Source organism: Rhizobium cerradonense, assembly GCF_030182455.1.
Taxonomy (GTDB): domain Bacteria; phylum Pseudomonadota; class Alphaproteobacteria; order Rhizobiales; family Rhizobiaceae; genus Rhizobium.
On sequence record NZ_JAQJCK010000001.1, the window covers coordinates 423,829 to 448,239 of the forward strand.

24 protein-coding genes are annotated in these 24,411 nt (G+C 60.0%); 9 read left to right on the forward strand and 15 right to left on the reverse strand.

Annotated elements, in window-relative coordinates; all coding sequences use genetic code 11:
• Window positions 1–75: 75 nt before the first annotated feature.
• From PH547_RS02130 to PH547_RS02145, 4 genes are all read left to right on the forward strand, one after another.
• Window positions 76–1,494, forward strand: a complete 1,419-nt coding sequence (locus PH547_RS02130; protein WP_104823226.1) for an aminotransferase-like domain-containing protein — start codon at window positions 76–78, stop codon at window positions 1,492–1,494.
• A 152-nt stretch (window positions 1,495–1,646) separates the two neighbouring features.
• A complete protein-coding gene (locus PH547_RS02135) occupies window positions 1,647–2,264 on the forward strand; it encodes an acyloxyacyl hydrolase (RefSeq protein ID WP_199773473.1) in 618 nt (205 codons plus the stop codon).
• Window positions 2,265–2,419: 155 nt separating this feature from the next.
• On the forward strand, window positions 2,420–4,651 hold the full coding sequence (gene purL, locus PH547_RS02140; RefSeq protein WP_285167313.1) for a phosphoribosylformylglycinamidine synthase subunit PurL: 2,232 nt from the start codon (window positions 2,420–2,422) through the stop codon (window positions 4,649–4,651).
• Window positions 4,652–4,668: 17 nt separating this feature from the next.
• Complete coding sequence (locus tag PH547_RS02145) at window positions 4,669–4,902, forward strand: BolA family protein (protein ID WP_004108912.1); 234 nt, start codon at window positions 4,669–4,671, stop codon at window positions 4,900–4,902.
• On the opposite strand, the gene PH547_RS02150 is transcribed toward PH547_RS02145, so the two are convergent.
• The gene (locus tag PH547_RS02150; protein ID WP_285167314.1) at window positions 4,888–6,093 is read right to left on the reverse strand and encodes a hypothetical protein; all 1,206 of its coding nucleotides are present in this window, start codon (window positions 6,091–6,093) and stop codon (window positions 4,888–4,890) included. The genes PH547_RS02145 and PH547_RS02150 overlap by 15 nt on opposite strands.
• Window positions 6,094–6,235: 142 nt before the next feature.
• Entirely contained in the window at window positions 6,236–6,535 is a 300-nt protein-coding gene (locus PH547_RS02155) for a hypothetical protein (RefSeq protein WP_104823230.1), read from the reverse strand.
• Window positions 6,536–6,910: 375 nt separating this feature from the next.
• Here PH547_RS02155 and grxD point away from each other — a divergent pair, with 375 nt between their 5' ends.
• The 3 genes from grxD (at window position 6,911) to PH547_RS02170 (ending at window position 9,913) form a co-directional block, all read left to right on the forward strand.
• Window positions 6,911–7,246 carry a Grx4 family monothiol glutaredoxin gene (grxD, locus tag PH547_RS02160; protein ID WP_104825108.1) on the forward strand — a complete coding sequence of 112 codons (336 nt, stop codon included), beginning with the start codon at window positions 6,911–6,913 and terminating at the stop codon, window positions 7,244–7,246.
• Between the two features lie 140 nt (window positions 7,247–7,386).
• Window positions 7,387–8,619, forward strand: coding sequence for a multidrug effflux MFS transporter (locus PH547_RS02165; RefSeq protein WP_104823231.1), 1,233 nt, complete (start codon window positions 7,387–7,389; stop codon window positions 8,617–8,619).
• 13 nt (window positions 8,620–8,632) lie between these two features.
• Window positions 8,633–9,913, forward strand: a complete 1,281-nt coding sequence (locus tag PH547_RS02170; RefSeq protein WP_285167315.1) for a multidrug effflux MFS transporter — start codon at window positions 8,633–8,635, stop codon at window positions 9,911–9,913.
• A 23-nt stretch (window positions 9,914–9,936) separates the two neighbouring features.
• On the opposite strand, the gene PH547_RS02175 is transcribed toward PH547_RS02170, so the two are convergent.
• The 12 genes from PH547_RS02175 to PH547_RS02230 all read right to left on the reverse strand — a co-directional run bounded on the left by PH547_RS02175 (window position 9,937) and on the right by PH547_RS02230 (window position 21,271).
• On the reverse strand, window positions 9,937–10,857 hold the full coding sequence (locus tag PH547_RS02175) for an adenylate/guanylate cyclase domain-containing protein (protein WP_104823233.1): 921 nt from the start codon (window positions 10,855–10,857) through the stop codon (window positions 9,937–9,939).
• A 142-nt stretch (window positions 10,858–10,999) separates the two neighbouring features.
• A complete protein-coding gene (locus PH547_RS02180; protein ID WP_104823234.1) occupies window positions 11,000–11,824 on the reverse strand; it encodes an inositol monophosphatase family protein in 825 nt (274 codons plus the stop codon).
• A gap of 18 nt (window positions 11,825–11,842) precedes the next feature.
• Complete coding sequence (locus PH547_RS02185; RefSeq protein ID WP_285167316.1) at window positions 11,843–12,676, reverse strand: inositol monophosphatase family protein; 834 nt, start codon at window positions 12,674–12,676, stop codon at window positions 11,843–11,845.
• A gap of 89 nt (window positions 12,677–12,765) precedes the next feature.
• A complete protein-coding gene (gene ttcA, locus PH547_RS02190; RefSeq protein ID WP_104823236.1) occupies window positions 12,766–13,638 on the reverse strand; it encodes a tRNA 2-thiocytidine(32) synthetase TtcA in 873 nt (290 codons plus the stop codon).
• Window positions 13,639–13,698: 60 nt separating this feature from the next.
• The gene (locus tag PH547_RS02195) at window positions 13,699–14,628 is read right to left on the reverse strand and encodes a glutaminase (RefSeq protein ID WP_104823237.1); all 930 of its coding nucleotides are present in this window, start codon (window positions 14,626–14,628) and stop codon (window positions 13,699–13,701) included.
• Between the two features lie 71 nt (window positions 14,629–14,699).
• Window positions 14,700–15,317 carry a 30S ribosomal protein S4 gene (gene rpsD / locus PH547_RS02200; protein WP_104823238.1) on the reverse strand — a complete coding sequence of 206 codons (618 nt, stop codon included), beginning with the start codon at window positions 15,315–15,317 and terminating at the stop codon, window positions 14,700–14,702.
• Between the two features lie 232 nt (window positions 15,318–15,549).
• Window positions 15,550–17,067, reverse strand: coding sequence for a helicase HerA domain-containing protein (locus tag PH547_RS02205; protein WP_104823239.1), 1,518 nt, complete (start codon window positions 17,065–17,067; stop codon window positions 15,550–15,552).
• A gap of 128 nt (window positions 17,068–17,195) precedes the next feature.
• Complete coding sequence (locus tag PH547_RS02210) at window positions 17,196–18,341, reverse strand: alpha-hydroxy acid oxidase (RefSeq protein WP_104825109.1); 1,146 nt, start codon at window positions 18,339–18,341, stop codon at window positions 17,196–17,198.
• An 88-nt stretch (window positions 18,342–18,429) separates the two neighbouring features.
• Entirely contained in the window at window positions 18,430–18,894 is a 465-nt protein-coding gene (locus PH547_RS02215) for a GNAT family N-acetyltransferase (protein WP_104825110.1), read from the reverse strand.
• A gap of 2 nt (window positions 18,895–18,896) precedes the next feature.
• Entirely contained in the window at window positions 18,897–19,697 is an 801-nt protein-coding gene (gene murI, locus PH547_RS02220; RefSeq protein WP_104823240.1) for a glutamate racemase, read from the reverse strand.
• Window positions 19,678–20,520 (reverse strand): RNA methyltransferase, encoded by an 843-nt coding sequence (locus PH547_RS02225; protein ID WP_104823241.1) that lies wholly within the window; start codon window positions 20,518–20,520, stop codon window positions 19,678–19,680. The genes murI and PH547_RS02225 overlap by 20 nt, the downstream gene beginning before the upstream one ends.
• A gap of 160 nt (window positions 20,521–20,680) precedes the next feature.
• The gene (locus tag PH547_RS02230) at window positions 20,681–21,271 is read right to left on the reverse strand and encodes a hypothetical protein (RefSeq protein ID WP_285167317.1); all 591 of its coding nucleotides are present in this window, start codon (window positions 21,269–21,271) and stop codon (window positions 20,681–20,683) included.
• A gap of 235 nt (window positions 21,272–21,506) precedes the next feature.
• Here PH547_RS02230 and PH547_RS02235 point away from each other — a divergent pair, with 235 nt between their 5' ends.
• A complete protein-coding gene (locus PH547_RS02235) occupies window positions 21,507–22,721 on the forward strand; it encodes an NADP-dependent isocitrate dehydrogenase (RefSeq protein ID WP_104823243.1) in 1,215 nt (404 codons plus the stop codon).
• A gap of 118 nt (window positions 22,722–22,839) precedes the next feature.
• The gene (locus PH547_RS02240; RefSeq protein ID WP_260303879.1) at window positions 22,840–23,466 is read left to right on the forward strand and encodes a glutathione S-transferase family protein; all 627 of its coding nucleotides are present in this window, start codon (window positions 22,840–22,842) and stop codon (window positions 23,464–23,466) included.
• A 46-nt stretch (window positions 23,467–23,512) separates the two neighbouring features.
• Here the strand turns inward: PH547_RS02240 and PH547_RS02245 are convergent, their stop codons facing one another.
• Entirely contained in the window at window positions 23,513–24,364 is an 852-nt protein-coding gene (locus PH547_RS02245; protein WP_285167318.1) for an AraC family transcriptional regulator, read from the reverse strand.
• Between the last annotated feature and the right edge of the window lie 47 nt (window positions 24,365–24,411).

Genomic DNA, 24,411 nt, shown 5'->3' on the forward strand with positions numbered 1-24,411 from the left:
ATGTATCGAGCCAAACGACACAAATTGACTCATAATATTGACTCCCTTTGCGAAGCAATCTAAGAAATTGTCATTATGACAAATTGGCTGCCTGACATATCCAGCGGAACCGGCCCGGTTTACATTCGCGTTGCCGACAGCATCGAGAACGCGATTACGCATGGCGTGCTGCCGCCGGGCACGAAGCTGCCGCCGCAACGCAATCTCGCCTACGATATCGGCGTGACGATCGGCACAGTCAGTCGTGCCTATGCGCTGGTGCATGAGCGCGGCCTCGTGGCCGGTGAGGTCGGGCGCGGCACCTATGTGCTCGAGCGCGCCAACGGCAAGCAGATCGAGCCCGTGGACCCGATCACGCAGGCGCTTGCTGGCACCCGCGGTCTCGAGGTCCCCGGCGACAAGATTCGTTTCGACACGACGGCAGCACCCGATATTGGCCAGGGCGAGATCATCGGCCAGCTCTTTGCCGATATCAGCCGCGAGCATCGGGCGGAGATTTCCTCTTATTCACGGAACTTCCCGGCCAACTGGTTTCGCGCAGGACAGGTCTGGCTTGCCCGCAACGGCTGGCAGCCGGCGATCGAAACGATCGTGCCCACCCTCGGCGCTCACGCCGCCGCTATCGCCGTCATCTCCGCCGTCACCTCACCGGGCGACAAGATCGTCTTCGAGAACCTGACCTATACGCAGGTCAGCCGCGCCACCCGTCTTCTCGGCCGCCGCTCCATACTTGTGGACTCCGATGAGCATGGCATTATCCCTGACGATTTCGAACGGCTTTGTCAGCAGCAGCATCCGCGTCTCGCCTTCCTTATGACGACGGCGCACAATCCAACCCTGGTGACCATGCCGGAGGCGCGTCGCCGGGCAATCGCCGCCATAGCGCGCCGGCACAGCGTCTGGCTGATCGAAGACGATCTCTATGGGGGGATGACCGAAGATCAGAATCCGCTGATGGCAGCTATTGCGCCCGAGCGCACTTTCCTCGTCAGCGGCCTGTCGAAATCGGTGACCGCGGGCGTGCGCGGCGGCTGGGTCGCCTGCCCGCAGCATTTCGCCCAACGCATCAAGGTCACTCACAAGATGACGACTGGCGGCTTGCCCTTCATCTTGGCGGAAACCTGTGCCCGGCTGGTGCTTGGCGGCCATGCGCTGACGCTGCGCCGACGGGCTGTGGAGGAAATCCGCATCCGTGAGCAATTGGCGCGGGAAGCCCTGTCTGGCTTCGAATTCACCTCGCATCCGCACGTGCCGTTCCTGTGGCTGAAACTGCCGGAACCCTGGCTTTCGGGTACATTCAAGAATGCCGCCCTCGCCGAGGGCGTTCTTGTCGATGACGAGGACGAGTTCAAGGCCGCCCGCACGGACAGGGCCTATCACCGCGTTCGCGTCGCTTTTTCTTCACCGCAGCGGCGTGACGACGTCGCAAGCGGCTTCATGACGTTGCGTCACCTTCTGGAAAACGGATCGGCAGGTTACGACAGCCACATATGAGGCTGACGGCCATTTATGACGGCACTGTTGCACTTTCGCTTCAGTTTTTGCCAAATGCACTGTCATATAATTACCCCTACTTTACCCCGACCTTAAGGATGCTACCACTTGGTTAACGACTGCGAATCGCTTGCCATCTGGGGGTTGGGTGCATGGCTTTTGACGCTATTTCTGGTGGCCGGTTTTGGACGAGTGCGATCACCGCTTTGGCAATGACTGGTTCGGTTATCGTCGCTGAATCCGCTGCCGCCGCCGACATTGCGGACACAAAACCAGCCCCGGAGATCAAAATATTCGATGAACTTCGCTTCGGCGCCAGCGGCTCCATCCAGACTGGCCATGACCATGAGGCCGGCGTCTTTCCGGAAGTCGAGGTGTTGTTCAATCCATTCGGCTACAATCCGACGGACAATTGGAAAGATCAGCTTTTACGCCCCCGCATCCATTTGGGCACCTCGATCGGCACCACGGACACAGCGGCGACGCAAGTCTTTACCGGCCTGTCCTGGACGCTCACCCATAGCAACGGCATCTTCACCGAAGCCGGTTTCGGCGGCACCGTCCATACCGGGAATCTCGACGATTGGACCAAAGACGGCCCAATGCTCGGCTGTCGCCTGCTTTTCCACGAATATGCCGGGGTCGGCTATAATTTCGACAATCATTGGAGCCTGATGGCGCAAGTGGCGCATTCCTCGCATGCCAATCTCTGCGATGGGCCGAATGCCGGCATGACGCGCGCCGGGCTGCTGGTCGGCTACAAGTTCTGATCGCCAGGCAGCAATTGAAAATAGCGATGCCCGCTCTTCACCCATTGTGAATCGCGGGCATTTTCCTGTCGCACGATGGGTTCACATGCGCTAAAGAGACCTCGATCCCCTGACCGGCCTTCAAACCCTTTACAGGCAAGGACCATCGAGCGCCCATGACCCTTTCGAATTCGATCCAGATCACCCCGGAACTTATTGCCGCCCACGGCCTGAAGCCGGACGAATATCAGCGCATTCTGGATCTGATCGGCCGCGAGCCCACCTTTACCGAACTCGGCATTTTCTCGGCGATGTGGAACGAGCACTGCTCGTACAAATCTTCGAAGAAATGGCTTCGCACCTTGCCGACCAAGGGGCCGCGCGTCATCCAGGGCCCGGGCGAAAATGCTGGCGTGGTCGATATCGATGACGGCGATTGCGTCGTCTTCAAGATGGAAAGCCATAACCACCCGTCTTATATCGAACCTTACCAGGGTGCGGCGACCGGCGTCGGCGGCATCCTGCGCGACGTCTTTACCATGGGCGCCCGCCCGATTGCCGCCATGAATGCGCTGCGCTTCGGCGAGCCGGATCATCCGAAAACCCGCCATCTGGTTTCCGGCGTCGTTGCCGGTGTCGGCGGCTATGGCAACTCCTTCGGCGTACCGACCGTTGGCGGCGAAGTCGAGTTCGACGCGCGTTACAACGGCAATATCCTGGTCAATGCCTTTGCGGCCGGTCTCGCCAAGTCCAATGCTATCTTCCTGTCGGAAGCCAAGGGCGTCGGCCTGCCGGTCGTCTATCTCGGTGCCAAGACGGGCCGCGACGGCGTCGGCGGCGCGACAATGGCGTCGGCCGAATTCGATGAATCGATCGAGGAAAAGCGCCCGACCGTTCAGGTCGGCGACCCCTTTACCGAAAAGTGCCTGCTGGAAGCCTGCCTGGAATTGATGCAGACCGGCGCTGTCATCGCCATCCAGGACATGGGTGCGGCCGGCCTCACCTGCTCCGCTGTCGAAATGGGCGCCAAGGGCGACCTCGGGATTGAGCTCGATCTCGATAAGGTGCCGGTGCGCGAAGAGCAGATGTCGGCCTATGAGATGATGCTGTCGGAAAGCCAGGAGCGCATGCTCATGGTACTGCAGCCGGAAAAGGAAGCCGTCGCCAAGGCGATCTTCGTCAAATGGGGACTGGATTTCGCCATCGTCGGCAAGACCACGGACGACCTGCGTTTCCGTATCATCCACCAGGGTCAGGAAGTCGCCAACCTGCCGATCAAGGATCTCGGTGACCAGGCGCCGGAATATGACCGCCCGTGGCGTGAGTCCAACAAGCGCGCCGACTTGCCCGCAAATCTCGTCGCCGCCCCTGAGGATTATGGCCAGACCCTTTTGACACTCGTGGGCTCGGCCAACCAATCCAGCCGCCGCTGGGTGTACGAACAATACGACACGCTGATCCAGGGCAATTCGTTGCAGCTTCCCGGCGGCGACGCCGGCGTCGTCCGTGTCGAGGGCCACCCGACCAAGGCCCTCGCCTTCTCCTCCGACGTCACCCCGCGCTATGTCGAAGCCGATCCGTTCGAAGGCGGCAAGCAAGCCGTGGCCGAATGCTGGCGCAATATCACGGCAACCGGCGCCGAGCCGCTGGCCGCGACCGACAATCTGAACTTCGGCAATCCGGAGAAGCCCGAAATCATGGGCCAGTTCGTCGGCGCCATCAAAGGCATCGGCGAAGCTTGCCGCGCACTCGACTTCCCGATCGTCTCGGGCAATGTCTCGCTTTACAACGAGACCAACGGCGTCGCGATCCTGCCGACGCCGACGATTGCCGGTGTCGGGCTTCTGCCGGACTGGAAAGCGATGGCGCGTATCGGCTCGGCCTCGGACGGCGATCGGATCATCATGTTCGGCGTCGACGGCAGCCATCTCGGCTCTTCCGTCTATCTGCGCGATATCCTTGGCTCCACGGACGGCCCGGCCCCGGAGGTCGACCTCTTTGCCGAGCGCCGCAACGGCGATTTCGTTCGTTCTGCCATCCGCAATGGTCAGGTCACCGCCTGCCACGACATTTCGTCAGGCGGCCTTGCGCTGGCACTGGCCGAAATGGCGATGGCGTCGAACAAGGGTCTGCGCATCGATCTTGCTGAATGCAAGGGCTTGCCGCACGCCGTACTCTTCGGCGAAGATCAGGCGCGGTACGTCGTCGCCGTGCCGGCCGATGTCGCCGATTTCGTCTGCATCAATGCGGAAAGCGCCGGCGTGCCGTTCCGTCGCCTCGGCGAGGTCGGCGGCGATGCGCTTGCCGTCGACGGACTGCTGTCCGTTTCCGTTCGGCAGTTGCGCGAGGCGCATGAATCGTGGTTTCCTGCCTTCATGGATGGCAGTGCGCTCGTCGCTGCCGAATAAAGTGAGGTAAATCACTAATGCCAATGAATCCCGGCGATATTGAAGACATGATCAAGGCCGGCATTCCCGGCGCCAAGGTGACGATTCGCGACCTGGCCGGGGATGGCGACCACTATGCGGCCGAAGTCGTGGCCGAAGCCTTCCGTGGCAAAAGCCGCGTACAGCAACACCAGATGGTCTATGACGCGTTGAAAGGGAATATGGGCGGCGTGCTGCACGCCCTGGCGTTACAGACCTCAGCGCCCGACTGAGGAAAGCCGGGCGTTTTCGCCATCATTGCCGGCGCCGAAAGTCAGATCTGGCATGTTGGCGTGGGTGAATGTTGCAAAGCTGGAAGCCGGCAGTGGGCTGGCCGTCAAAAGCGTGAAATCGAAGGAAGCTCGGACATCCGGTCCGAGCACATATTGCCTGTGCACCCGCAGGAAATCGCGCTTGATCTTGGCGTAATGCTGCGACGTCAGCATCTTCTTGAAGCGGACGAATATGATCGTGGGCTGCAGACCGTCCGCATGTCCGCAGACGACGGCAACCTTCGTCTTGTAGAAATGAATCGCATCGGTCAGGCAATGGACGTCGAGCCAGAATATCTCCTGGCAGCGGGCCAATAGGCCAACGCGCGAGCGCAGCACGGCGGCGGGCCGCATCAATGCGCATTGCAGGATGGCGCTGCCGAGCGTCGTGAACACGACGCGCTTGCCTTGGAATAGCTGAGGCTCCCGTTCGAGCAGCAGCCCGATCACATGCGCGGCGACGCTCGAGCCCATGCTGTGGGACGAGATGACATATTCGTCGGCCGGCTCGTCAAGCGCCTGGCGGGCACTGATGGCGCAGGCTTCGATCCACTGTTCGGCACCGATACCGTTCAATCCCGCCATGGCGACGGCCATTTCCCAGTCGGCAAAGAGATGCAGCGTATGCAGCCGCTCAGCCTGCGGCAGGAAGACATAGATGAAGAAGGCCACCGCCAAGGGAATGCTGCCGATATGGCTCCAGGAGGGAAACCCGAACGCAAAGGGCGAGAGGGCGATGGACAGGCTGATGAGCAGCCCGACCAGCATCAGCAGGAACGGAAAGATGAAGAACAGGCCAAACCGCCAGGCATGCCGAAAGTAGCCTGTTAGACCGCCTGACAGCGCGACCTTGGCAGCGGCGAGATAACCCTGCCTCAACCGCACGGAAAAAGGCCTGCCGTTCAGCTTGGCGACCAGATCGTTATGATCGAGGATGTGGATGCGGCTCTGGGTTTCCCAGCCCGCTCCCTCGGCAGTGACGTCGAAATACGGCGCTCTACCGAAATTTCGAAGCGTATCGACGGCGACCGAAAAATCCCACGCGGCGGCACTTTGTCTGGCGGACCGCTGATAACGCGCCCTGTGCGCAGCGGCGTCCAATGGTTCGAAGCCGGGGAAGTGAAGGACCACCCTCTTTTTTATGCTATTCATTATGTTCTTAATTCCCGGCGGGTTGGCGGCGTCGCGAAGACATGGGATGCTGCTGACACCATGACCTGTCGGCTTTTTCATGGCAGCTTATCGTCAAAGCCGTGCGAGAAACTCCCACGATATGGTTAAGGAATCTCTGACATCAGCAATCGCTGCGGGCATACGGCGAAAGTTCGGCACAGGAATCGCTCGACGGAGCGATCATGATCTTCTGAACGGTCGCAGATTGTACTTCCGGCGCTGGCGTGGTGGATGCGCGATAGCCGAAAGCGATACTGAGAACCAAAACGATGATGCTGACCGTGATGGTGCTGTTCAATATCGATGCTCTAGGAGTGCGAACATGCTCGTAATATTCCCGTTCGCCCTCACTCGTCTCACTGGCGCCATAAAACTCGCGCTCTTCGCCGACCTGGCCGTCGGAATAGTGATGATGGCTCATGGTGCCCACTCCCTCGAAAATGCAATGTAAAAAAAGGGACTGGTACCCGCACACCGCCTTCGGCGGCATGCCTCGAAACTTCCCGCCACCGGCAAAAATAGGCCGGCAACACGATACTAAGCGTCCCTTGTTTATTCCCTATGTGTGTTGTTCAGCTTCCACGTTGAAGGAGTGATTTCAAAACGCACTGTTCAAGAAAAGTTGCTAATTCCAATGTCGCGCCATGATTCGGAACCATTGTTGCGCGAAAGCCCATTCATGCGATGAAAAACATATCGAGTGCATGATTGCGGCTGGAAATCGAAGCTTCACCTTGCTATTTAAGGAAAAGATTTGAAGCTGCGGACCTTGAACCCGCATGTGAAAGGACGAGACATGAGCGGCATCAACGAATTTATCGACAATGAAGTGAAGAACAACGACGTCGTTCTCTTCATGAAGGGTACTCCGCAGTTCCCGCAATGTGGTTTCTCGGGCCAGGTCGTCCAGATCCTCGACTATATCGGCGTCGACTATAAGGGCATCAATGTTCTGGCCGATTCGGAAATTCGCCAGGGCATCAAGGACTATTCCAATTGGCCCACCATTCCCCAGCTCTACGTAAAGGGCGAGTTTATCGGCGGTTGTGACATCGTGCGCGAAATGTTCCAGGCGGGCGAGTTGCAGCAGCACTTCCAGGAACATGGTATCGCCGTCCGCGGCGCCGCCTGACCGGTCACCGGGCTCTATCGTCCGGTTTCCATAGTCCAATTCAGTTGATAAGGCGCTGCCACCGGGCGGCGCCTTGATATGTTTATGGGAAAAAAACCGTGACGACTACATCCCAGGCTACGGCCCATGGGCAATTACCCATGGGCAAACGCGAGTTCATTGTGCTCGCGGCCTTCCTGATGGCGGTCAATTCGCTGGCCATCGACATCATGATCCCCGCCCTTCAACAGATCGGCTCCAGTCTCGGCGTGGAAAACGAAAACCACCGGCAATATGTCGTGACCGCTTATCTGATCGGTTTCGGCTCGGCGCAGCTTTTTTACGGCCCGCTGTCTGACCGATTCGGCCGCCGCGTGCCGCTGCTGATCGGCCTTGCCGTCTATATCGTTTCCGCCTTCGGCATTGCGCTGATCCCGTCCTTTGCCGGCCTGCTTGCCCTGCGCTTCATCCAGGGCCTGGGCTCCGCGGCAACCCGCGTCATCACCATCTCGATCGTCCGCGACGTTTTCGGCGGCCGTCAGATGGCCGAGGTCATGTCGTTGATCATGATGGTCTTCATGATCGTTCCCGTCATCGCACCGGGAAGCGGGCAGATCATCATGCTCATGAGCACCTGGCACATGATCTTCGTCTTCATCGGCACGATGGCGACGCTTGTCGGCATCTGGATGTACTTCCGGCTGCCGGAAACGCTCAAGCGGGAGAATGTCCGCCCCCTCACCGTAAAATCCGTCGTTTCCGGCTTCGGTATGGTTCTGACGAACCGTGTCGCTCTTTGCTACACGATTGCCAACACCTTCCTGTTCGGAGCGCTGTTCGGTTTCATCAATTCGGCACAGCAGGTCTATAACGACATATACGGGCTCGGCGCCTACACACCCCTTGCCTTTGGCGGCGTGGCGCTGTTCATGGCACTGTCATCCTTCATAAATTCGCAGCTCGTCGGACGCTTCGGCATGCGACGGCTGTCGCATGCGGCCCTGCTCGGCTTCGCCACCATCACGTTCCTGTGGCTGATGGTGCAGCTCAACGGACCGGCACCGATGCCCTTCCCGCTGTTCATGATCCTCTTCGCACTGGCAATGTTCCAGTTCGGATGGATCGGCTCGAACTTCAATTCGCTCGCCATGGAACCATTGGGCCATGTCGCCGGCACGGCGTCTTCGGTGCTCGGCTTCATGAGCACGGTCGGCGGCGCCTCGATCGGCGCGGCGATCGGTCAGCTCTATAACGGAACGGCGACCCCGATGATCGTCGGCTATTTCACGGTCTCGCTGATCGGCATCGGCTTCGTGCTCGTCGCCGAAAAGGGCCGCCTCTTCCGCCCGCAGAATGCACCGCCGCCTTCCGATTCATCTCTCGCCCTGCATTGATAGGCACATTGACATGAACCCGATCCAAACCAAGCCTGCGGAGCAATCCGGCTCCGCCCGCATCGGCCTCGGCATCGTCGAATTCATCATCACCATCGCATTGATGACGGCGAGCATCTCGATGGGCATAGACAGCATGCTGCCGGCCCTGCCGAATATCGGCCAATCGCTGGCAGTCGCCAATCCCAATGACACGCAATTGGTCATCGGCGTCTATTTCCTCGGCTTCGGTATCTGCCAGCTATTTTTCGGCAGCCTGTCCGACGCCTACGGCCGGCGGAATATTCTCCTTGGCGGCCTCATCTTCTACACGGTAACGCTGTTCGCGGCGGCTTGGAGCGGCAGTCTCACAACGCTGCTTGTGTTGCGCTTCATCCAGGGCGTCGGTGCCGCCGCTGTTCGTATCACCACCTTGGCGATCGTGCGCGATTGCTTCGGCGGCCGCGAAATGGCGCGGGTCATGTCCTATGTGACCATCGTTTTCATGATCATGCCGATGGTAGCGCCCTCCGTCGGTCAGTTGATCGTCGCCCATTCGAACTGGCAGTGGATCTTCATCGCCTTGGGTATCGCAAGTGCCGTTCTCTTTCTCCTCGCGTTTTTTCGCATGCGGGAAACATTGCCTGACCATGAGCGTCTGCCGCTCTCGGTCACTTCGGTCATATCCGGCTTTAAGACTGTGCTGACCGACCGCATCACCTGCGGCTACATGATTGGCCTGACGCTCTTTACCGGCGTCATCTGCGCCTATGTCGTGTCGGTTCAGCAGGTATTCGGCGAGGTCTACGGGCTCGGCGAGTGGTTCCCGATCGCGTTTGCCGCGACGGCGGCGGGTACTGCGGTCGCACAATTCGCTAACGGCTATTTCGTTCGCAGCTTCGGCATGCGGCGCATTTCGCATGCGGCGATGATCATCTTCACGCTCCTCGGCGCCTTCGGCTATGTCGTCGGCATGACCGGTCAGCCGAGCTTTCAGTTCACCTATGCGCTGATCTCGGTGATGCTGATGATGTTTGCGGTCATCACCACCAATTTCATGGCCATAAGCCTGGAGCCGATGGGGCATCTGGCGGGCACAGCCGCCGCCATTACCAGCTCCGTTTCCACCACCGGCGGCGTCGTGCTCGGCGGCATCGTCGGCCAGATGTTCGATGGAACCGTTCAGCCGCTGATTGCCGGTTTCACCGTTTTCGGTGCCTTGACGATTGTTGCAACGCTATGGGCAGAAAAGGGCAGGCTCTTTACCCATCCAGGCGACAGCCCGCAGCTCGAACCTGGCATGGGTCACGTCTGAGTGACCGTCTCTCAACGCGGCGATCAAATGTCGCCGCGTTGGCGCTTGACCCAGTGGATACCGGCAAGAACTGCCAGGCCCAAGAGCGGCCATATCACCCAGGGCGTGCCGTGCCATGACAGAAGGTTGATCCCCACGAGGCCGGCGCCGACCACTGCGAAAATGGCAAGGCGGCGATCGAATTGTGTGTTCGTTCGCGCCCAGCGAAGCCCCGCCGCCATAGCTATACCAAGCACGGGCCACGCCGCCCAAAACTCACCATGCCATGTCAGAATGTTGAGCACGACCAAACCTGCAGCGATTACCGCAAGCACGCCGTAGCTCCGCTCGCCTCGTAACCTGGTTCCAACAATGGTCGTGGCCGCACTCGGCACTTGTTCGCGCACGCTGCGAGGGTTTGTCGATGCCGTGGCGGTTTGCGGTTCACCGATCCGCACCGCATAACTCGGCACGCCGCCATCGACATTCTTGACCTCGAGTTGGCCAAGAAAATCGAACCCAACAGCCACCTTGTTGCGGACCTGGTCGTAGACCGTATTCGAAATGACGATGCCGCCGGCCACCGCACATGCCTGAAGGCGGGCAGCGATGTTGACGCCGTCGCCGTAGATATCGTTGCCCTCGGCGATGACGTCCCCGAGATTGAGGCCTATGCGGAAAAGCATCTGCGTATCGGGGTCGCTGTTGGCATTATAGCCGGCAAGTTCGTTTTGGACGTCGATTGCCGCGCGCAAGGCCTCGACAACGCTGGGGAATTCGGCAAACACCCCGTCACCCCAGGTATTGATCACCCGGCCGCCATGCGCTTCGATCAGTCGCGCCATGGCGTCGCGATATCGCTTCAGCGTTGCGAGTGTGCCTTCCTCGTCGTTCCGCATCAAGCGCGTATAGTCTTGAACGTCGGCGGAAAAGATGGTCGTCAGCTTGCGGCTCGTTTCGGTCATCTCGCTTGTCCCAGCCGGAAATCCCGCCGAAGGGCGGTTGCATAACGTGGGTGAAGATAATGTTCCGCTCGCGACTTTCCAAGGGGAATCACAGGTAGAAGCCGCGCCGCGGCATCCGCCTGACGCTGCGACAACCGCTATCTCAAATGGTGAAAACCTCTTGCCTCAAGAGTTCCCATGATGCTCTGTCCGGTGTCACCAATACGCCGCCCTCGACATGATGCGGCAGATAGGGCGAGCCGTCGAGGCGCCTGGCGTAAGCGCCCGCCTCCTCCGAGATCAGTACGCCAGCCAGATGATCCCAAGGCATCAGCTTGTTGTACATGAGATAATGAACGTGCCCGCCGGCAAAGGTGCGGTATTCATGGGCAGCGCAGCGGTAGTTGGTGAGAAAGCGCACTTTGGCGAGATTGCCCATGATCTCGGCTCGTTTGACCTTCGGGAGGTAGCCGGTGGAGGCCATGCCGACCATCTCTTCCAACGCAACCGGCGTTGCCACCGAGAGGCGCTGCGCCTCGCCGTCCGGCCGCCGGAGCCAGGCTCCGCCGCCCTTTTCCGCCAGCACCCAATCGTCTCCCATCGGATCGAAGATGATGCCGGCGACCGTCTCCCCCTTGGAGATCACCGAAGCCATGACGCCGAATGCCGGAACGCCAGCGGCGAAATTGAATGTGCCGTCGACGGGATCGACGATGATGGCCAACTCCGCCCCATATATCTTGTCGAGCAGCGCTGGATCGGCCGCAACCGATTCCTCGCCGATGAAAAGCGCGTCGGGCCAAAGCTGTTTGACCTCCGCCTTGATCATCCGCTCGGCCTGTTCATCTGCTTCGGTCACGAGATCAGTCGCCTCGCTCTTGGCGCGAACATCTTCGCTGCCGAGCCGGCGGAAGCGCGGCAGGATTTCCGTCTGCGCCGCACGGCGCAAAAGGTCGGCAAGGGTCGTAACGTCAACGGACGATGTCATAATGCGGGTCCTTTCCTGTCAGCCACCAATGATCTCGCGGCGTATGATCCGCCAGCTTTCCTCATCCGGCGCCGAGATAATGCCGCCAGTCGTTTCACCGGGACGATAGGGCGTTGGCGTACCGTCGAATTTTGCCGTAAAGCCACCGGCCTCCTGATGTACCAGCACTCCGGCAAGATGATCCCAGGGCATCAGCTTCGGGTGACCATTGAAGTGAATCTTGCCCGAGGCGACCAGCCAATATTCGTAAGCCGAGCAGTTCAGTGAACGGGGCATACGCACCTTCGCCATATTGGCGCTGACGCGCGAGCGGTCCGGCTCGTCCATATAGCTCCAGGATATCGAGCCCACCATCTCACTCAACGGTACTGCCGGCGCAACCGTGAGCCTGCTCACCTGCCCTCCCCGTCGCCGCTCGTAAGTGCCGGCGCCGCGCATGGCGGTCACCGTGTCGCCCAGCACGGGATCATGGATGATCCCGGCAATGGTCTCGCCCTTGGCAACAACGGCGAGGATCGTTCCGAAGGCTGGCAATCCGGATGCGAAATTGAGGGTGCCGTCCACGGGATCGATGACAAAGGCCAAATCCGCATCCGCCAGCGCCGGGACAACGGACCTGTCGGCCTCATAGGCCTCCTCGCCCACCACGAGCGCGCCGGGAAAGCGCGCTTTCAGCGCAGCCGTGATATGCCTCTCCGCCAACAGATCGGCCTCCGTCACTGGATCGACGGCCGAGGTCTTTTCAGAAATGTCGCCGACGCCAAGATTACGGAAGCGCGGCAGGATCTCACGCGCCGCAGCCTCGGCTACAGTCGCCATAAGAAATTCGAAGTCTGTATCGGAGAAGGTCATCGGTGGCCTTTGTCTGAAGAGAAGCCTCCTCTTATGCCCGATTCGATGAAGCCAATATGGCAAAACCGATTAAATCCGACGACCGCAGCTCAGGTGCTTTTCGTCATCAACGCGGCAAAATCGAAAAGCTTGGGGTCGAGCAGGTGCGACGGGTTCACATGCGCCAGTGCCCGCAGCATCGTATCCTTGCGACCTGGCATGCGGCGTTCGATATCGGCCAGCATGTCCTTCATCGCATTGCGTTGGAGACCGTCCTGCGAGCCGCAGAGATCGCAAGGGATGATCGGGAACTGCATGGCGGCGGCAAATTTGGCGAGATCGTCTTCGGCAGCATAAGCGAGCGGACGCAGCACCATCAGGTCGCCCTCGTCGTTCAAGAGCTTCGCCGGCATCGAGGCCAGCCGACCGCCGTGGAAGAAATTCATGAAGAAGGTTTCGAGGATGTCCTCACGATGATGACCGAGCACCAGGGCATCACAGCCCTCTTCACGGGCGATGCGATAGAGATTGCCGCGGCGCAGGCGTGAACAGAGTGAGCAATAGGTGGCGCCCTCCGGCACCTTTTCCTTCACGATCGAATAGGTATCGCGATATTCGATCCGGTGTTGAACACCGATTTTTGTCAGATACTCCGGCAGGACATGCTTCGGAAAATTCGGCTGGCCCTGGTCGAGATTGCAGGCGATCAGCTCCACCGGCAGCAGGCCGCGCCATTTCAGATCGAGCAGGATCGACAGCAACCCATAGGAATCCTTGCCGCCGGATAGGCCGACCAACCAGCGCCGCTGGCCCTTCAGCATCTGGAAATCTTCGAGCGCCTGACGCACCTGGCGCAGCAGGCGCTTGCGCAGCTTGTTAAAGGAGACCGACCGCGGCGCATTGGCAAACAGTGGATGGACGGCAACATCGCCATCCTCAGCTTCGATATCGAGCTCGTCTGCCACTGTCGTTGCGATATTCATCTTGTCATACCTCGGCCATCGCCACGCTGATACCAGAAAGCGCGGCGGGAAGACACCATATCAATCACCGAAGACCGACCATCCGGTATGGGCGGCGAGCATTTCCAGCGCCACCGCGCCAAGCTGCGAATTGCCGACCTTGTTCAGCCCCGGCGACCAGACGGCAATCGAGCCGATACCCGGCGCCACCGCGAGAATGCCGCCGCCGACGCCGCTCTTACCGGGCAAGCCGACATGATAGGCGAAATCACCGGAACCGTCATAATGGCCGCATGTCAGCATCAGCGCATTGATGCGCCGCGCCCGCTTCGGCGAAACGACGGAGTGGCCGGTGATCGGATTGCTGCCGCGGGCCGCGAGATAAAGCCCCGCCTTGGCCAGTTGCTCGCAAGTCATCGACAGGGCGCATTGATGGAAATAGACGCCAAGTACGTGCTCGACGGGATGATCGAGATTGCCGTAGGCGCGCATGAAATTGGCGAGCGCGACGTTGCGGAAACCGGTCTGCGTCTCCGAGCGCGCCACCTTGTCGTCAATGGTGATGGACTCGTCATCGGCAACGTAGCGCACGAAGCGCAACAGCTCGCCGATCGCCTCTCGCGGCGCATGGCCGGAGAGCACGATATCGCTGACGGCGATCGCCCCGGCATTGATGAAGGGATTGCGCGGTATTCCCTCCTCACGCTCGAGCTGGACGATGGAATTGAAGGCAGTACCGGACGGTTCGCGCCCGACCCGCTTCCATAGGCCTTCACCCACCTTGCCCAACGCCAAGGTCAACATGAAGACCTTGGAGATGCTCTGAATGGAAAAGGGAATATCGGCATTGCCGACGCTGCGGACATTACCGTCCACCGTCGCAATCGCCATGCCGAACTGGTTCGGATCGACTTTGGCGAGCTCAGGAATATAGTCGGCGACCTTGCCTTCGCCGAGGCGCGGCAAAAGCTCCGCATGGATGCTGTCGAGAATTGCCTGCAAATCGCTCATCGGACGCTCCAAAGACAAAAAAGCCGCTCGAAAAGAGCGGCTTTTGCATTCGCAAGAAAGATATCCGCCTATTAACGCGAATAGAATTCGACGACCAGATGCGGTTCCATGACGACCGGGTACGGTACGTCGCCGAGAGCCGGAACGCGAGCGAAGGTCGCAACCATCTTGTTGTGGTCGGCTTCGACGTAGTCCGGAACGTCGCGCTCAGCGAGAGCCACCGATTCCAGAACGGTGACGAGCTGCTTGGACTTTTCGCGAACTTCGATAACGTCGCCAGCCTTGCAGCGGTAGGAACCGATGTTGACGCGAACGCCGTTTACGGTGACGTGGCCATGGTTGACGAACTGACGGGCAGCGAAGACAGTCGGAACGAACTTGGCGCGGTAGACGATCGCGTCGAGGCGCGATTCGAGAAGGCCGATCAGGTTTTCCGAGGTGTCGCCCTTGCGGCGGTTGGCTTCGTCGAAGATGGCGCGGAACTGCTTTTCACGCAGGTCGCCGTAATAGCCCTTCAGCTTCTGCTTTGCGCGGAGCTGCACGCCGAAGTCGGAGAGCTTGCCCTTGCGACGCTGGCCGTGCTGGCCCGGGCCGTATTCGCGGCGGTTAACCGGGGACTTCGGACGGCCCCAGATGTTCTCGCCCATACGGCGGTCAATTTTGTACTTGGACGATTCGCGCTTGCTCATCGCATTTCCTTTCAAAGTGTTGAGCGGCCCGTTGCCAAGCCGCGAAGGAAACACGCCCTCCTCTGAACTCCGTTTTCGAGCTCTGACAGGTCTCTCACGTTAGCGAACGGACGAGACCACGGGACATGTCAAATGAAACACCGGACATTTCTGCCCGGCGTTGGCGCGGTCTGTAAGGGGTCGTCATGAAAATGTCAACAGCGCCAGACGCGCTTGTGCAAGATTACAGCAGCTATTCCGCCGCCGCCTGTTCGCTGCTATCCAGATCAGGCGCATTGGCGTCGCCTGGCGCAGTCTGGGAACCCATATCCGGGAAAGCGACGATGCGCTTGCCGGAAAAGTCCGTATGGACGACGACGCTGCCTTGTTCTTCGAAATAGCTGAGCAGGCGCCGGGCGCGGCGGGCCGAGTGGGTGCCGTAGGCGCGGGCGATGCGGGCGTCGGATGGACATGGCTCACCACAGATGGCCGCCTTGGCAAGCATCAGGAAAACACCCTGCAGATCGTCGGTAACGCTGGAGGAGAGTGACAGCGCGGTTGCCCAGGCATCCGTCGCCATCGTCGCCTCATCGGCGCCGGAGCGCACGATCGCGACGCGTCGGCGAAACTCCGGCAGCGATATCGGCACACCCGGTACGCGACGCATGCGCAGCCGCACGAGGAACTCCTGATAGAGCACCGAATCCGTGCGGAAGGCCGAGGCTGAGTCATCGAGAATTTCCGAGAGCACGGCACTCACCCGCGCCTCGCGGTCCTCAGGCGATAATTCCGGCTGGCTGACCTTCGGTTCAGCCGGCGCGGCGCCGGCCGCAGGCGCGGAGCGGGAGAGCTCCGCCAGGATATCCGTCGTCGGACGTGGCGCAGGCGCAGCGCGACGAACGACCGGCCGTGAGAATTCCTCCGGATCCGGCGTGAAGATCAAATCCTCCACGTCCTGCGGCGCATCCGGCAGCGGCATCAGCTTGGGGCTGGAGGAGCGCGCCGACGTTTCAACCGCGCCGATGGTGATCGGCAGCGGCCGGCGCGACAGAGCCGGACCGAGCGCGACGAAATTGCCGCGCTTCAGGTCACGGAACATTTCCGCCTGCCTGCGGTCCATGCCGAGAAGGTCGGCGGCGCGGGCCATGTCAATATCAAGGAAGGTACGCCCCATCAGGAAGTTGGACGCCTCGGCCGCAACGTTCTTGGCAAGCTTCGCCAGGCGTTGTGTGGCGATGACGCCGGCAAGCCCGCGCTTACGGCCACGGCACATCAGGTTGGTCATGGCGCCGAGCGACATCTTGCGCGCGTCTTCGGAGACGTCGCCGCCGACGGAAGGGGCAAACATCTGCGCCTCGTCGACGACGACGAGCACCGGATACCAATATTCGCGATCGGCATCGAACATACCGTTGAGGAAAGCGGCCGCGGCGCGCATCTGCTGCTCAATATCGAGCCCTTCGAGCGTCAGCACGCAGGAAACACGATGTTGGCGGATACGGTTGGCGATTCCGGCAAGTTCGGCCTCGGTGCGCTCGCCGTCCACCACCACATGGCCGAACTTGTCGGCCAGCGTGACGAAATCACCTTCGGGATCGATGATGACCTGCTGTACCCACTGCGCCGACTGCTCCAGCAGACGCCGCAACAGATGCGATTTCCCGGAGCCGGAATTGCCCTGCACAAGGAGACGGGTCGCCAGCAGCTCCTCGATATCGAGTTGGGCGCTGGTCCCGCCGGACGCCGTTCCCATGTCGATGCCGACCTGCAATGCACTACCCCTTTGACAAGACTCAAATGTGAAGACGCCCATCTTTCAGAAACAGGGCGTCCCCGTCTATCAAAGATTTCCAAGCTTCGCGTCCGTGGATTGAAAAAACCCACAGGCAATTGCGGGGCTTATCTGAACCGCAGATTGGCCCGCGACAGCTCGCTGACGGAGGTGCATCCCATCAGCTTCATGTCGCGCTCGATCTCGGTGCGCAAATGCCGCAATGCGCGCTCCACACCTGCCTGACCGGCAGCGGCCAGCGGATAGAGGTAGAAGCGGCCGATACCGACAGCCTTGGCGCCGAGCGAGAGGGCCTTCAGCACATGTGTGCCGCGTTGGATGCCGCCATCCATCATCACATCGATGCGGTCACCGACGGCATCAGCGATTTCCGCCAGTTGATCGAATGCCGAGCGCGAGCCGTCCAATTGCCGGCCGCCATGGTTCGAAAGCACGATGCCGGTACATCCGATGTCGACAGCACGCTTGGCATCCTCGACCGACATGATGCCCTTCAGGCAGAACTGTCCGTTCCAGTACTTCACCATCTCGGCGACATCGTTCCAGTTCATCGACGGATCGAGCATTTCGGTGAAATACTTTCCGATCGACATAGCGCCGCCGCTCATGTCCACATGTTCATCAAGCTGCGGCAGACGGAATTTCTCGTGCGTGAGATAGTTGAGCGCCCAGGCCGGCTTAATGGCGAACTGGGTGACACCGGCCAGATTAAGCTTGAACGGAATGGAGAACCCGGTGCGAAGATCGCGCTCGCGATTGCCGCCGGTAATGCTGTCGACCGTCAGCATCATCACATTGACGCCGGCTTCCTTCGCCCGCTCCATCATAGCCCGGTTCAGCCCGCGATCCCTGTGGAAATAGAACTGGTAGACCTGCGGGCCTGGATACTTCTTGCGGATTTCCTCAAGGCTGACGGTCCCGAGCGAGGAGACGCCGAACATGGTGCCGAGCGAGGATGCTGCAGCGGCCACTGCATTTTCGCCCTGGTGATGGAACAGCCGCTGCAACGCCGTCGGCGAGCAATAGAAGGGAGTTGCGAGCTTTTGTCCCATGACGGTGACAGACATGTCGATCTCGCTGACGCCGCGCAGGACGTTCGGAACGAGATCGCAGCTTTCGAAGCTTGACGTGTTACGCCGCAGCGTCACCTCATCGTCGGCGGCACCGTCGATATAGTTGAAGATCGGACCGGGAAGGCGCTTTTTCGCAAGGAGGCGAAAATCATGGAAGTTGTGGCATTCACGCAGACGCATGGCTTGCCTCGACAACGACACCGCAATCATTCCCAAAAGACATCAAACATCGACCTCCCAATATCCCGCCGCTCAGTCCGATCGTGAACTACAGCCGATGCAAGCGTGCTTCCCACTTGTAAAGCACATCCGGCTCTTTCTCCTCATTGCCTGCTCCGTCAGACTCGTCAACCACGAAGAAGCCGTGCTTCTCATAAAAGCGGCGCGCGGGCTCATTTCTCTTGAATGTCCAGAGTGAGAGCACCGGATAGGTCGATTTGGCAACATCAAGTAGGCGGCTGCCGATACCATGCCGCTGCGCCTCGGGCAGAACATAGAGCTGATCGATCCAATCCTCGAGAAAGGCGATGACGCCGACGAGGCGACCGCCCTCCTCCGCGCCCCAGATCTGGCAATCTTTGAAAACCACCGCGCTCCAGAAGCCGACATCCTCTTCCGGGGTATGAAGCCCGGCAAGCATCGGCAGCCGCTCATTGAAGGACGCGCGATGGACGGCCGCAGCCGCCGGCATGTCCGCGAGATCGAGTTTACGAAATGAAACTTTGTCAGTCATCATCAAGCCTTGAGCCCGAAACCCTGCATTAGCCGCCGAGTCGAAAAATCCGGCGTACCGGAAGTGAAGACGGCGAAATCGAAATTGTCCGGATGTACGGCATCGGCCACCAGCGGCACCAGGCTGCGGGCGCGGCGTGCGATCGCTTCCGCAGGATCGAGCCAATCGACCGGCCAGGGAGCCAACCGGCGAAAGACATTGGCCATGAAAGGATAATGCGTGCAGGCGAGCACGACGATATCGGTCCTGCGTCCTTCCTTCTCCACGAAGCACTGAGCGATTTCGGAGAGGATGGCATCGTCCGAGACGGTATCGCCGCGAATATAGGTTTCGGCCATGCGCGCCAGATTCTCGGAACCGACTAGGCGGACATGGCATTGGGTCGCAAAGGACTGGATGAGATCGCGCGTATAGGCGCGTTTGACGGTGCCTGGCGTCGCCAGCACCGAAACCAGCCCAGAGCGCGTGCGCTCGGCAGCCGGCTTGATTGCCGGCACGGTGCCGACGAACGTCATCTGCGGAAAGGCGGCGCGCAGATCGGCGCCGGCGAGCGTGAAGGCCGTGTTGCAGGCGATGATGCAGACTTCGGGATCATGCTCGGTCAGCAGCTTCGCGAAAAGGCCGACAATGCGCTCCCGCAAAGCCTGTTCTTCCCAGCCGCCATAGGGAAAGCCGGCACTGTCGGCGACATAGATAAAGCCGCGCTCCGGCATCAGCACGCGCGCCTCGCGCAGCACGGTCAGGCCGCCGATGCCCGAGTCGAACACCAGAATGGGTTTCAGCTCATTCGCCGTTGCTGTCATCGTTTGTGGTTTCCTTGGGCGCGGCAGGGGATCGGGGATGCGAGCCGCTGCCGCGCGGAGATTTGCGCGAGAAGCGGTCGAGGGATGAGATCACCCCGCGCAGGACGCTGATTTCCTGTTCCGTAAACGCCCGGCGCGAGAGGACCGCGCGCAGATTGTCGACCATTTTCGGCTTTTTCCCGGCAGGATGGAAATAGTTGCGTGCGTCCAGCGCTTCTTCGAGCTGATCGAACAGGCCGAAGAGCTGCTCCTTGGTGGAAGGCCTCTGTTCCATCGCCTGGAAGGGTACGGAGGCTAGATCCTCCATGCCGGATTTCATCCATTCGTAGGACATCAGCAGCACCGCCTGTGCGATGTTCAGCGAGGCGAAGGCGGGGTTGACGGGAAAGGTCACGATCTCGTCGGCGAGTGCCACTTCTTCGTTGGTCAAACCCCAGCGCTCGCGGCCGAAGAGAATGCCGGTACCCTCGCCGGCTGTGAATTTTGCCCGCAGCGTTTCGGCGGCGGCGACGGGAGAACGCACGGGCTTATAGCCATCGCGTTCGCGCGCGGTCGTTGCGTAGACGAAATTGAGATCCGCGATCGCCTGCTCCAGCGTGTCGTAGACTTTGGTTGCCTCGATGATGTGATCGGCCTTGGAGGCAGTCGCCTGCGCCCTCTCATTTGGCCAGCCGTCGCGCGGATTGACCAGGCGCAATTCCGCCAGGCCGAAATTTGCCATGGCGCGGGCCACCATGCCGATATTCTCGCCCATCTGCGGCTCGACCAGAATAATGGCCGGCCCTTCGGCCAGAAGTTGACGCTCGCTGTTGGTACCTGCCATGAACTCAAATCCCCATGCGGTAAGCATACCGCGCTAATGAGGGCCGGAATAGCGGCGCGGGCCTCAATCGGCAAGGGCGAAGTCGGTTGTCGGCATCGATCGGGTTATAGCGGCAGGCCGCAATACCCGGCGAGATAAGAACCCACCGGCCACGACCCGATCACTGCTGCGGCTGATCCTGCTGCGGCGTTTGATCCGATGGCTGCTGTTGCTGCTGTTTGACGATGTCCTGCATGACCGATTTCAGCGAATTGGACTGGCCGCCATCATCGACCGTGATGATGTCGTCGATCACGGGCTTTCCGGCCTCCTGGATGACTTCGAAGCGCACAGCGGTCGTTTTTTGATAGTCCGCATCCGTGCCCATGCAGACAGATTTCTTGAAGGTGGCAATCACCTCTGTCGTATCGCCCTTCGGCGGTTGCGGCGCGATATTCAGTTCCTGCAGCGGGCATGCATCCTGCCCGCCAACGATGACATCGTAATCGAAGGGCGAAATGCCATCTTCATCCGCGGCGGGGAACTGCGCCGCCGCCTGGTATTTCGCAACGAAATCCTTGCTGTAGATGTCCTTCAGCTTGCTATCGTCGAAAATATCCTGCCAATCGCTGTCACCGCCCGCCCAATTGGAAACGGTCGCGTCCATCACCGTCTTGACCGGCGCCATCACGTCGGCCGCCCCGGCCGAGCTGGCGCCCAGCGAGAGCGGAAGGAAAACGGCGAAAAGCGCGGCAGCGGCAATTTTTTGCATGATAAAAATCCGTGATGATCGGCGAAGCATTCGCGCGACATTAGTCGCATCCGGCGCTTTGGCAATGGCTCGATCTTGAAAAGCATGCGTCTCGATGAAGGGGACGTGATCGGCAAAAACGCCGTTTCGGCGCCTCTATCGGCTTTGCGTTCGAGACTTGCGGTGCTATAGCCCTCGGGACTTCATATCACTCACAGGGACATCCGGTCCCCATCAGCTTAAACGAGGCAGAAGCATGAAGAAGATCAAGGTCGCTAACCCGGTTGCCGATCTCGATGGCGACGAAATGACTCGCATCATCTGGCAGCTTATCAAAGAAAAACTGATCTTCCCCTACCTCGATATTGATATCGACTATTACGACCTCTCGGTCGAAAACCGCGACGCCACCAATGATCAGGTGACCGTCGACGCCGCCAACGCCATCAAGAAGTACGGCGTCGGCATCAAGTGCGCCACGATCACGCCGGATGAAGCCCGCGTGAAGGAATTCAACCTCAAGGAAATGTGGAAGAGCCCGAACGGCACGATCCGCAACATCCTCGGCGGCGTCATCTTCCGCGAGCCGATCATCTGCAAGAACGTTCCGCGTCTGGTTCCGGGCTGGACGCAGCCGATCGTCGTCGGCCGTCACGCCTTCGGCGACCAGTATCGCGCCACCGACTTCAAATTCCCGGGCAAGGGCAAGCTGACCATCAAGTTCGTCGGCGAAGATGGCACGGTGATCGAAAAGGAAGTCTTCAACGCTCCTGGCGCCGGCGTTGCCATGGCCATGTACAACCTCGACGAATCGATCCGCGAATTTGCCCGCGCTTCGATGATGTACGGCCTGATGCGCAAGTGGCCGGTCTACCTGTCGACCAAGAACACCATCCTCAAGGCCTATGACGGCCGCTTCAAGGATATCTTCGAAGAAGTCTATCAGAACGAGTTCAAGGCGCAGTTCGACGAAGCCGGCATCACCTACGAACACCGCCTGATCGACGACATGGTCGCTTCCGCGCTGAAGTGGTCCGGCGGCTACGTCTGGGCCTGCAAGAACTACGACGGCGACGTTCAGTCCGACACGGTTGCCCAGGGCTTCGGCTCGCTCGGCCTGATGACCTCGGTTCTGCTGACACCGGACGGCAAAACGGTCGAAGCCGAAGCTGCTCACGGCACAGTCACCCGCCACTACCGCCAGCACCAGAAGGGCCAGGAAACCTCGACGAACTCGATCGCCTCGATCTTCGCCTGGACCCGCGGCCTCGCGCATCGCGCCAAGCTCGACGACAATGCCGAACTCGCGAAGTTCGCCGCGACGCTCGAAACCGTCTGCGTCGACACCGTCGAAGCCGGCTACATGACCAAGGACCTGGCACTGCTGATCGGCCCCGACCAGCCGTGGCTCTCCACCACCGCTTTCCTCGACAAGATCGACGAAAACCTCAAGAAGGCCATGGCTGCCTAAGCCTCGCCGACTTCGAGACCTGCGGGAACCCGGCCTTGGTGCCGGGTTTTCTTTTGCCCGAAATCTTGCCGCCTTGACCGACCGGCGGCTAGAATGCGCCCAACAAAGGGAGAGACAGATGGCTGAAGAACTCGTTTTCTATACCAACCCGATGTCGCGCGGACGCATTGCCCGCTGGATGCTCGAGGAGATCGGCCAGCCCTACCGCACCGAATATCTCGACTTCGGCACGACGATGAAGGCGCCCGAATACCTCTCAGTGAACCCTATGGGCAAGGTGCCTGCCATCAAGCACGGCGATACCATCGTCACCGAATGCGCTGCCATCTGCGCCTATTTGGCCGAAACCTTTCCTGAAGTCGGTCTTGCGCCGACAGCAGCCGAACGCGGCAATTACTTCCGCTGGATGTTCTTTGCTGCCGGCCCGATGGAGATGGCCGTGACCAACCGCGCGCTGGGCTTCGAAATCCCTCCCGAACGCCTGCGCATGGCGGGTTGCGGCAGTCTGGAACATGTCTTCGACACTCTGGAACAGGCGGTTAGCGCCTCACCCTTCATCGCTGGCGACCGTTTCACGGCCGCCGACGTCTATGTCGGTTCGCATGTCGGCTGGGGCCTCAATTTCGGCACTATCGAGAAGCGTCAGGCTTTCATTGATTATTGGGGCCGCATCAGCGACCGCGACGCCTACCGCCGCGGCAACGAATTGGACAATGCGGCGATGCCAAAGCAAGCGAATGCTTGAAAAGACAATGGACTAGAGCCAACTTCTCATTCAGCACATCATACGGTTATTGCAGCGGCATATGGATTTCCGTCAGCAACTCGGTCGGCGGCACATCGCGTGGATTGTTGAGATATTCTTCGAACATCACCGCATCGCGCAGTTGCCGGCCGGAGGCAGGAAGCCATTCGGCATAGAGCCACTGATAGGCCTTGTACATATCGGCATACGACCCTTTGTGCCGTAACACAGCATACTCGCCACCGTCGATTGTCCGCCGTTCCAAGGGCGCCTCGGCGGCAATATCGTCGCCAGCATTGACGCAGGCATAGGAGCGCAATTTGTCGACCGCGATCAGGTCGGGATCATCCAGATAGACGCCGATCATCCGCATATCGGGCCTGGCAAGACCGCGAGCGAAGATGGTGCCGAACAGAATTTCGAAAGCCTGGCCGATCTGCATGTAGGAGCCGCGATGGGCGACACCGATAAGCGAAATCGGCGAGAGGATGCGAAGCGTAACGTCGAACATGACCGTGATCCTTCCTTGGGTACTGGGTTCGAAGATCGTGTGGCTTCCCTCATTCCGATATCGCGCCGGCGGGGTGCCGTAGACGGATTTGAAGATGCGGTTGAACGACTGGAGGTTGGGATAGCCCGACCGCTTTGCAATGTCGTTGACAGATAGACGGGTGTTGACGAGATCGCCGGCGGCACGGTGCAGCCGCAGCCGCTTGACGGTCGCCGCCGCCGTCTCGCCATAGATCGCCCGATAGATCCTGTGCCAATGATAGCTGGACATGCAGGCGATCTCGGCAAGCTTTTCCATATCGAGCTCGTCATCCAGATGCTCGTGGATATGGGCCGAAACCCGCCGCAGGCGGGTCTCGTAAAGCGCCCATGCCGTTCCGCCACTCATGTCAAACCCCTTGCAAATCGATCGGCCTCAAAAGACCATATCTCGAT

Coding starts and splice junctions, on each gene's coding strand:
- grxD (WP_104825108.1), top strand. CDS start 6,911: ATGAGCGGCATCAACGAATTTATCGACAATGAAGTGAAGAACAACGAC.
- murI (WP_104823240.1), bottom strand. CDS start 19,697: ATGACAGCAACGGCGAATGAGCTGAAACCCATTCTGGTGTTCGACTCG.
- PH547_RS02225 (WP_104823241.1), bottom strand. CDS start 20,520: ATGGCAGGTACCAACAGCGAGCGTCAACTTCTGGCCGAAGGGCCGGCC.
- PH547_RS02175 (WP_104823233.1), bottom strand. CDS start 10,857: ATGACCGAAACGAGCCGCAAGCTGACGACCATCTTTTCCGCCGACGTT.
- PH547_RS02130 (WP_104823226.1), top strand. CDS start 76: ATGACAAATTGGCTGCCTGACATATCCAGCGGAACCGGCCCGGTTTAC.
- ttcA (WP_104823236.1), bottom strand. CDS start 13,638: ATGAATATCGCAACGACAGTGGCAGACGAGCTCGATATCGAAGCTGAG.
- PH547_RS02230 (WP_285167317.1), bottom strand. CDS start 21,271: ATGCAAAAAATTGCCGCTGCCGCGCTTTTCGCCGTTTTCCTTCCGCTC.
- PH547_RS02145 (WP_004108912.1), top strand. CDS start 4,669: ATGCCAATGAATCCCGGCGATATTGAAGACATGATCAAGGCCGGCATT.
- PH547_RS02155 (WP_104823230.1), bottom strand. CDS start 6,535: ATGAGCCATCATCACTATTCCGACGGCCAGGTCGGCGAAGAGCGCGAG.
- PH547_RS02180 (WP_104823234.1), bottom strand. CDS start 11,824: ATGACATCGTCCGTTGACGTTACGACCCTTGCCGACCTTTTGCGCCGT.
- PH547_RS02215 (WP_104825110.1), bottom strand. CDS start 18,894: ATGACTGACAAAGTTTCATTTCGTAAACTCGATCTCGCGGACATGCCG.
- PH547_RS02150 (WP_285167314.1), bottom strand. CDS start 6,093: ATGAATAGCATAAAAAAGAGGGTGGTCCTTCACTTCCCCGGCTTCGAA.
- rpsD (WP_104823238.1), bottom strand. CDS start 15,317: ATGAGCAAGCGCGAATCGTCCAAGTACAAAATTGACCGCCGTATGGGC.
- PH547_RS02135 (WP_199773473.1), top strand. CDS start 1,647: ATGGCTTTTGACGCTATTTCTGGTGGCCGGTTTTGGACGAGTGCGATC.
- PH547_RS02240 (WP_260303879.1), top strand. CDS start 22,840: ATGGCTGAAGAACTCGTTTTCTATACCAACCCGATGTCGCGCGGACGC.
- PH547_RS02165 (WP_104823231.1), top strand. CDS start 7,387: ATGGGCAAACGCGAGTTCATTGTGCTCGCGGCCTTCCTGATGGCGGTC.
- PH547_RS02195 (WP_104823237.1), bottom strand. CDS start 14,628: ATGAGCGATTTGCAGGCAATTCTCGACAGCATCCATGCGGAGCTTTTG.
- PH547_RS02235 (WP_104823243.1), top strand. CDS start 21,507: ATGAAGAAGATCAAGGTCGCTAACCCGGTTGCCGATCTCGATGGCGAC.
- PH547_RS02210 (WP_104825109.1), bottom strand. CDS start 18,341: ATGCGTCTGCGTGAATGCCACAACTTCCATGATTTTCGCCTCCTTGCG.
- PH547_RS02245 (WP_285167318.1), bottom strand. CDS start 24,364: ATGAGTGGCGGAACGGCATGGGCGCTTTACGAGACCCGCCTGCGGCGG.
- purL (WP_285167313.1), top strand. CDS start 2,420: ATGACCCTTTCGAATTCGATCCAGATCACCCCGGAACTTATTGCCGCC.
- PH547_RS02185 (WP_285167316.1), bottom strand. CDS start 12,676: ATGACCTTCTCCGATACAGACTTCGAATTTCTTATGGCGACTGTAGCC.
- PH547_RS02170 (WP_285167315.1), top strand. CDS start 8,633: ATGAACCCGATCCAAACCAAGCCTGCGGAGCAATCCGGCTCCGCCCGC.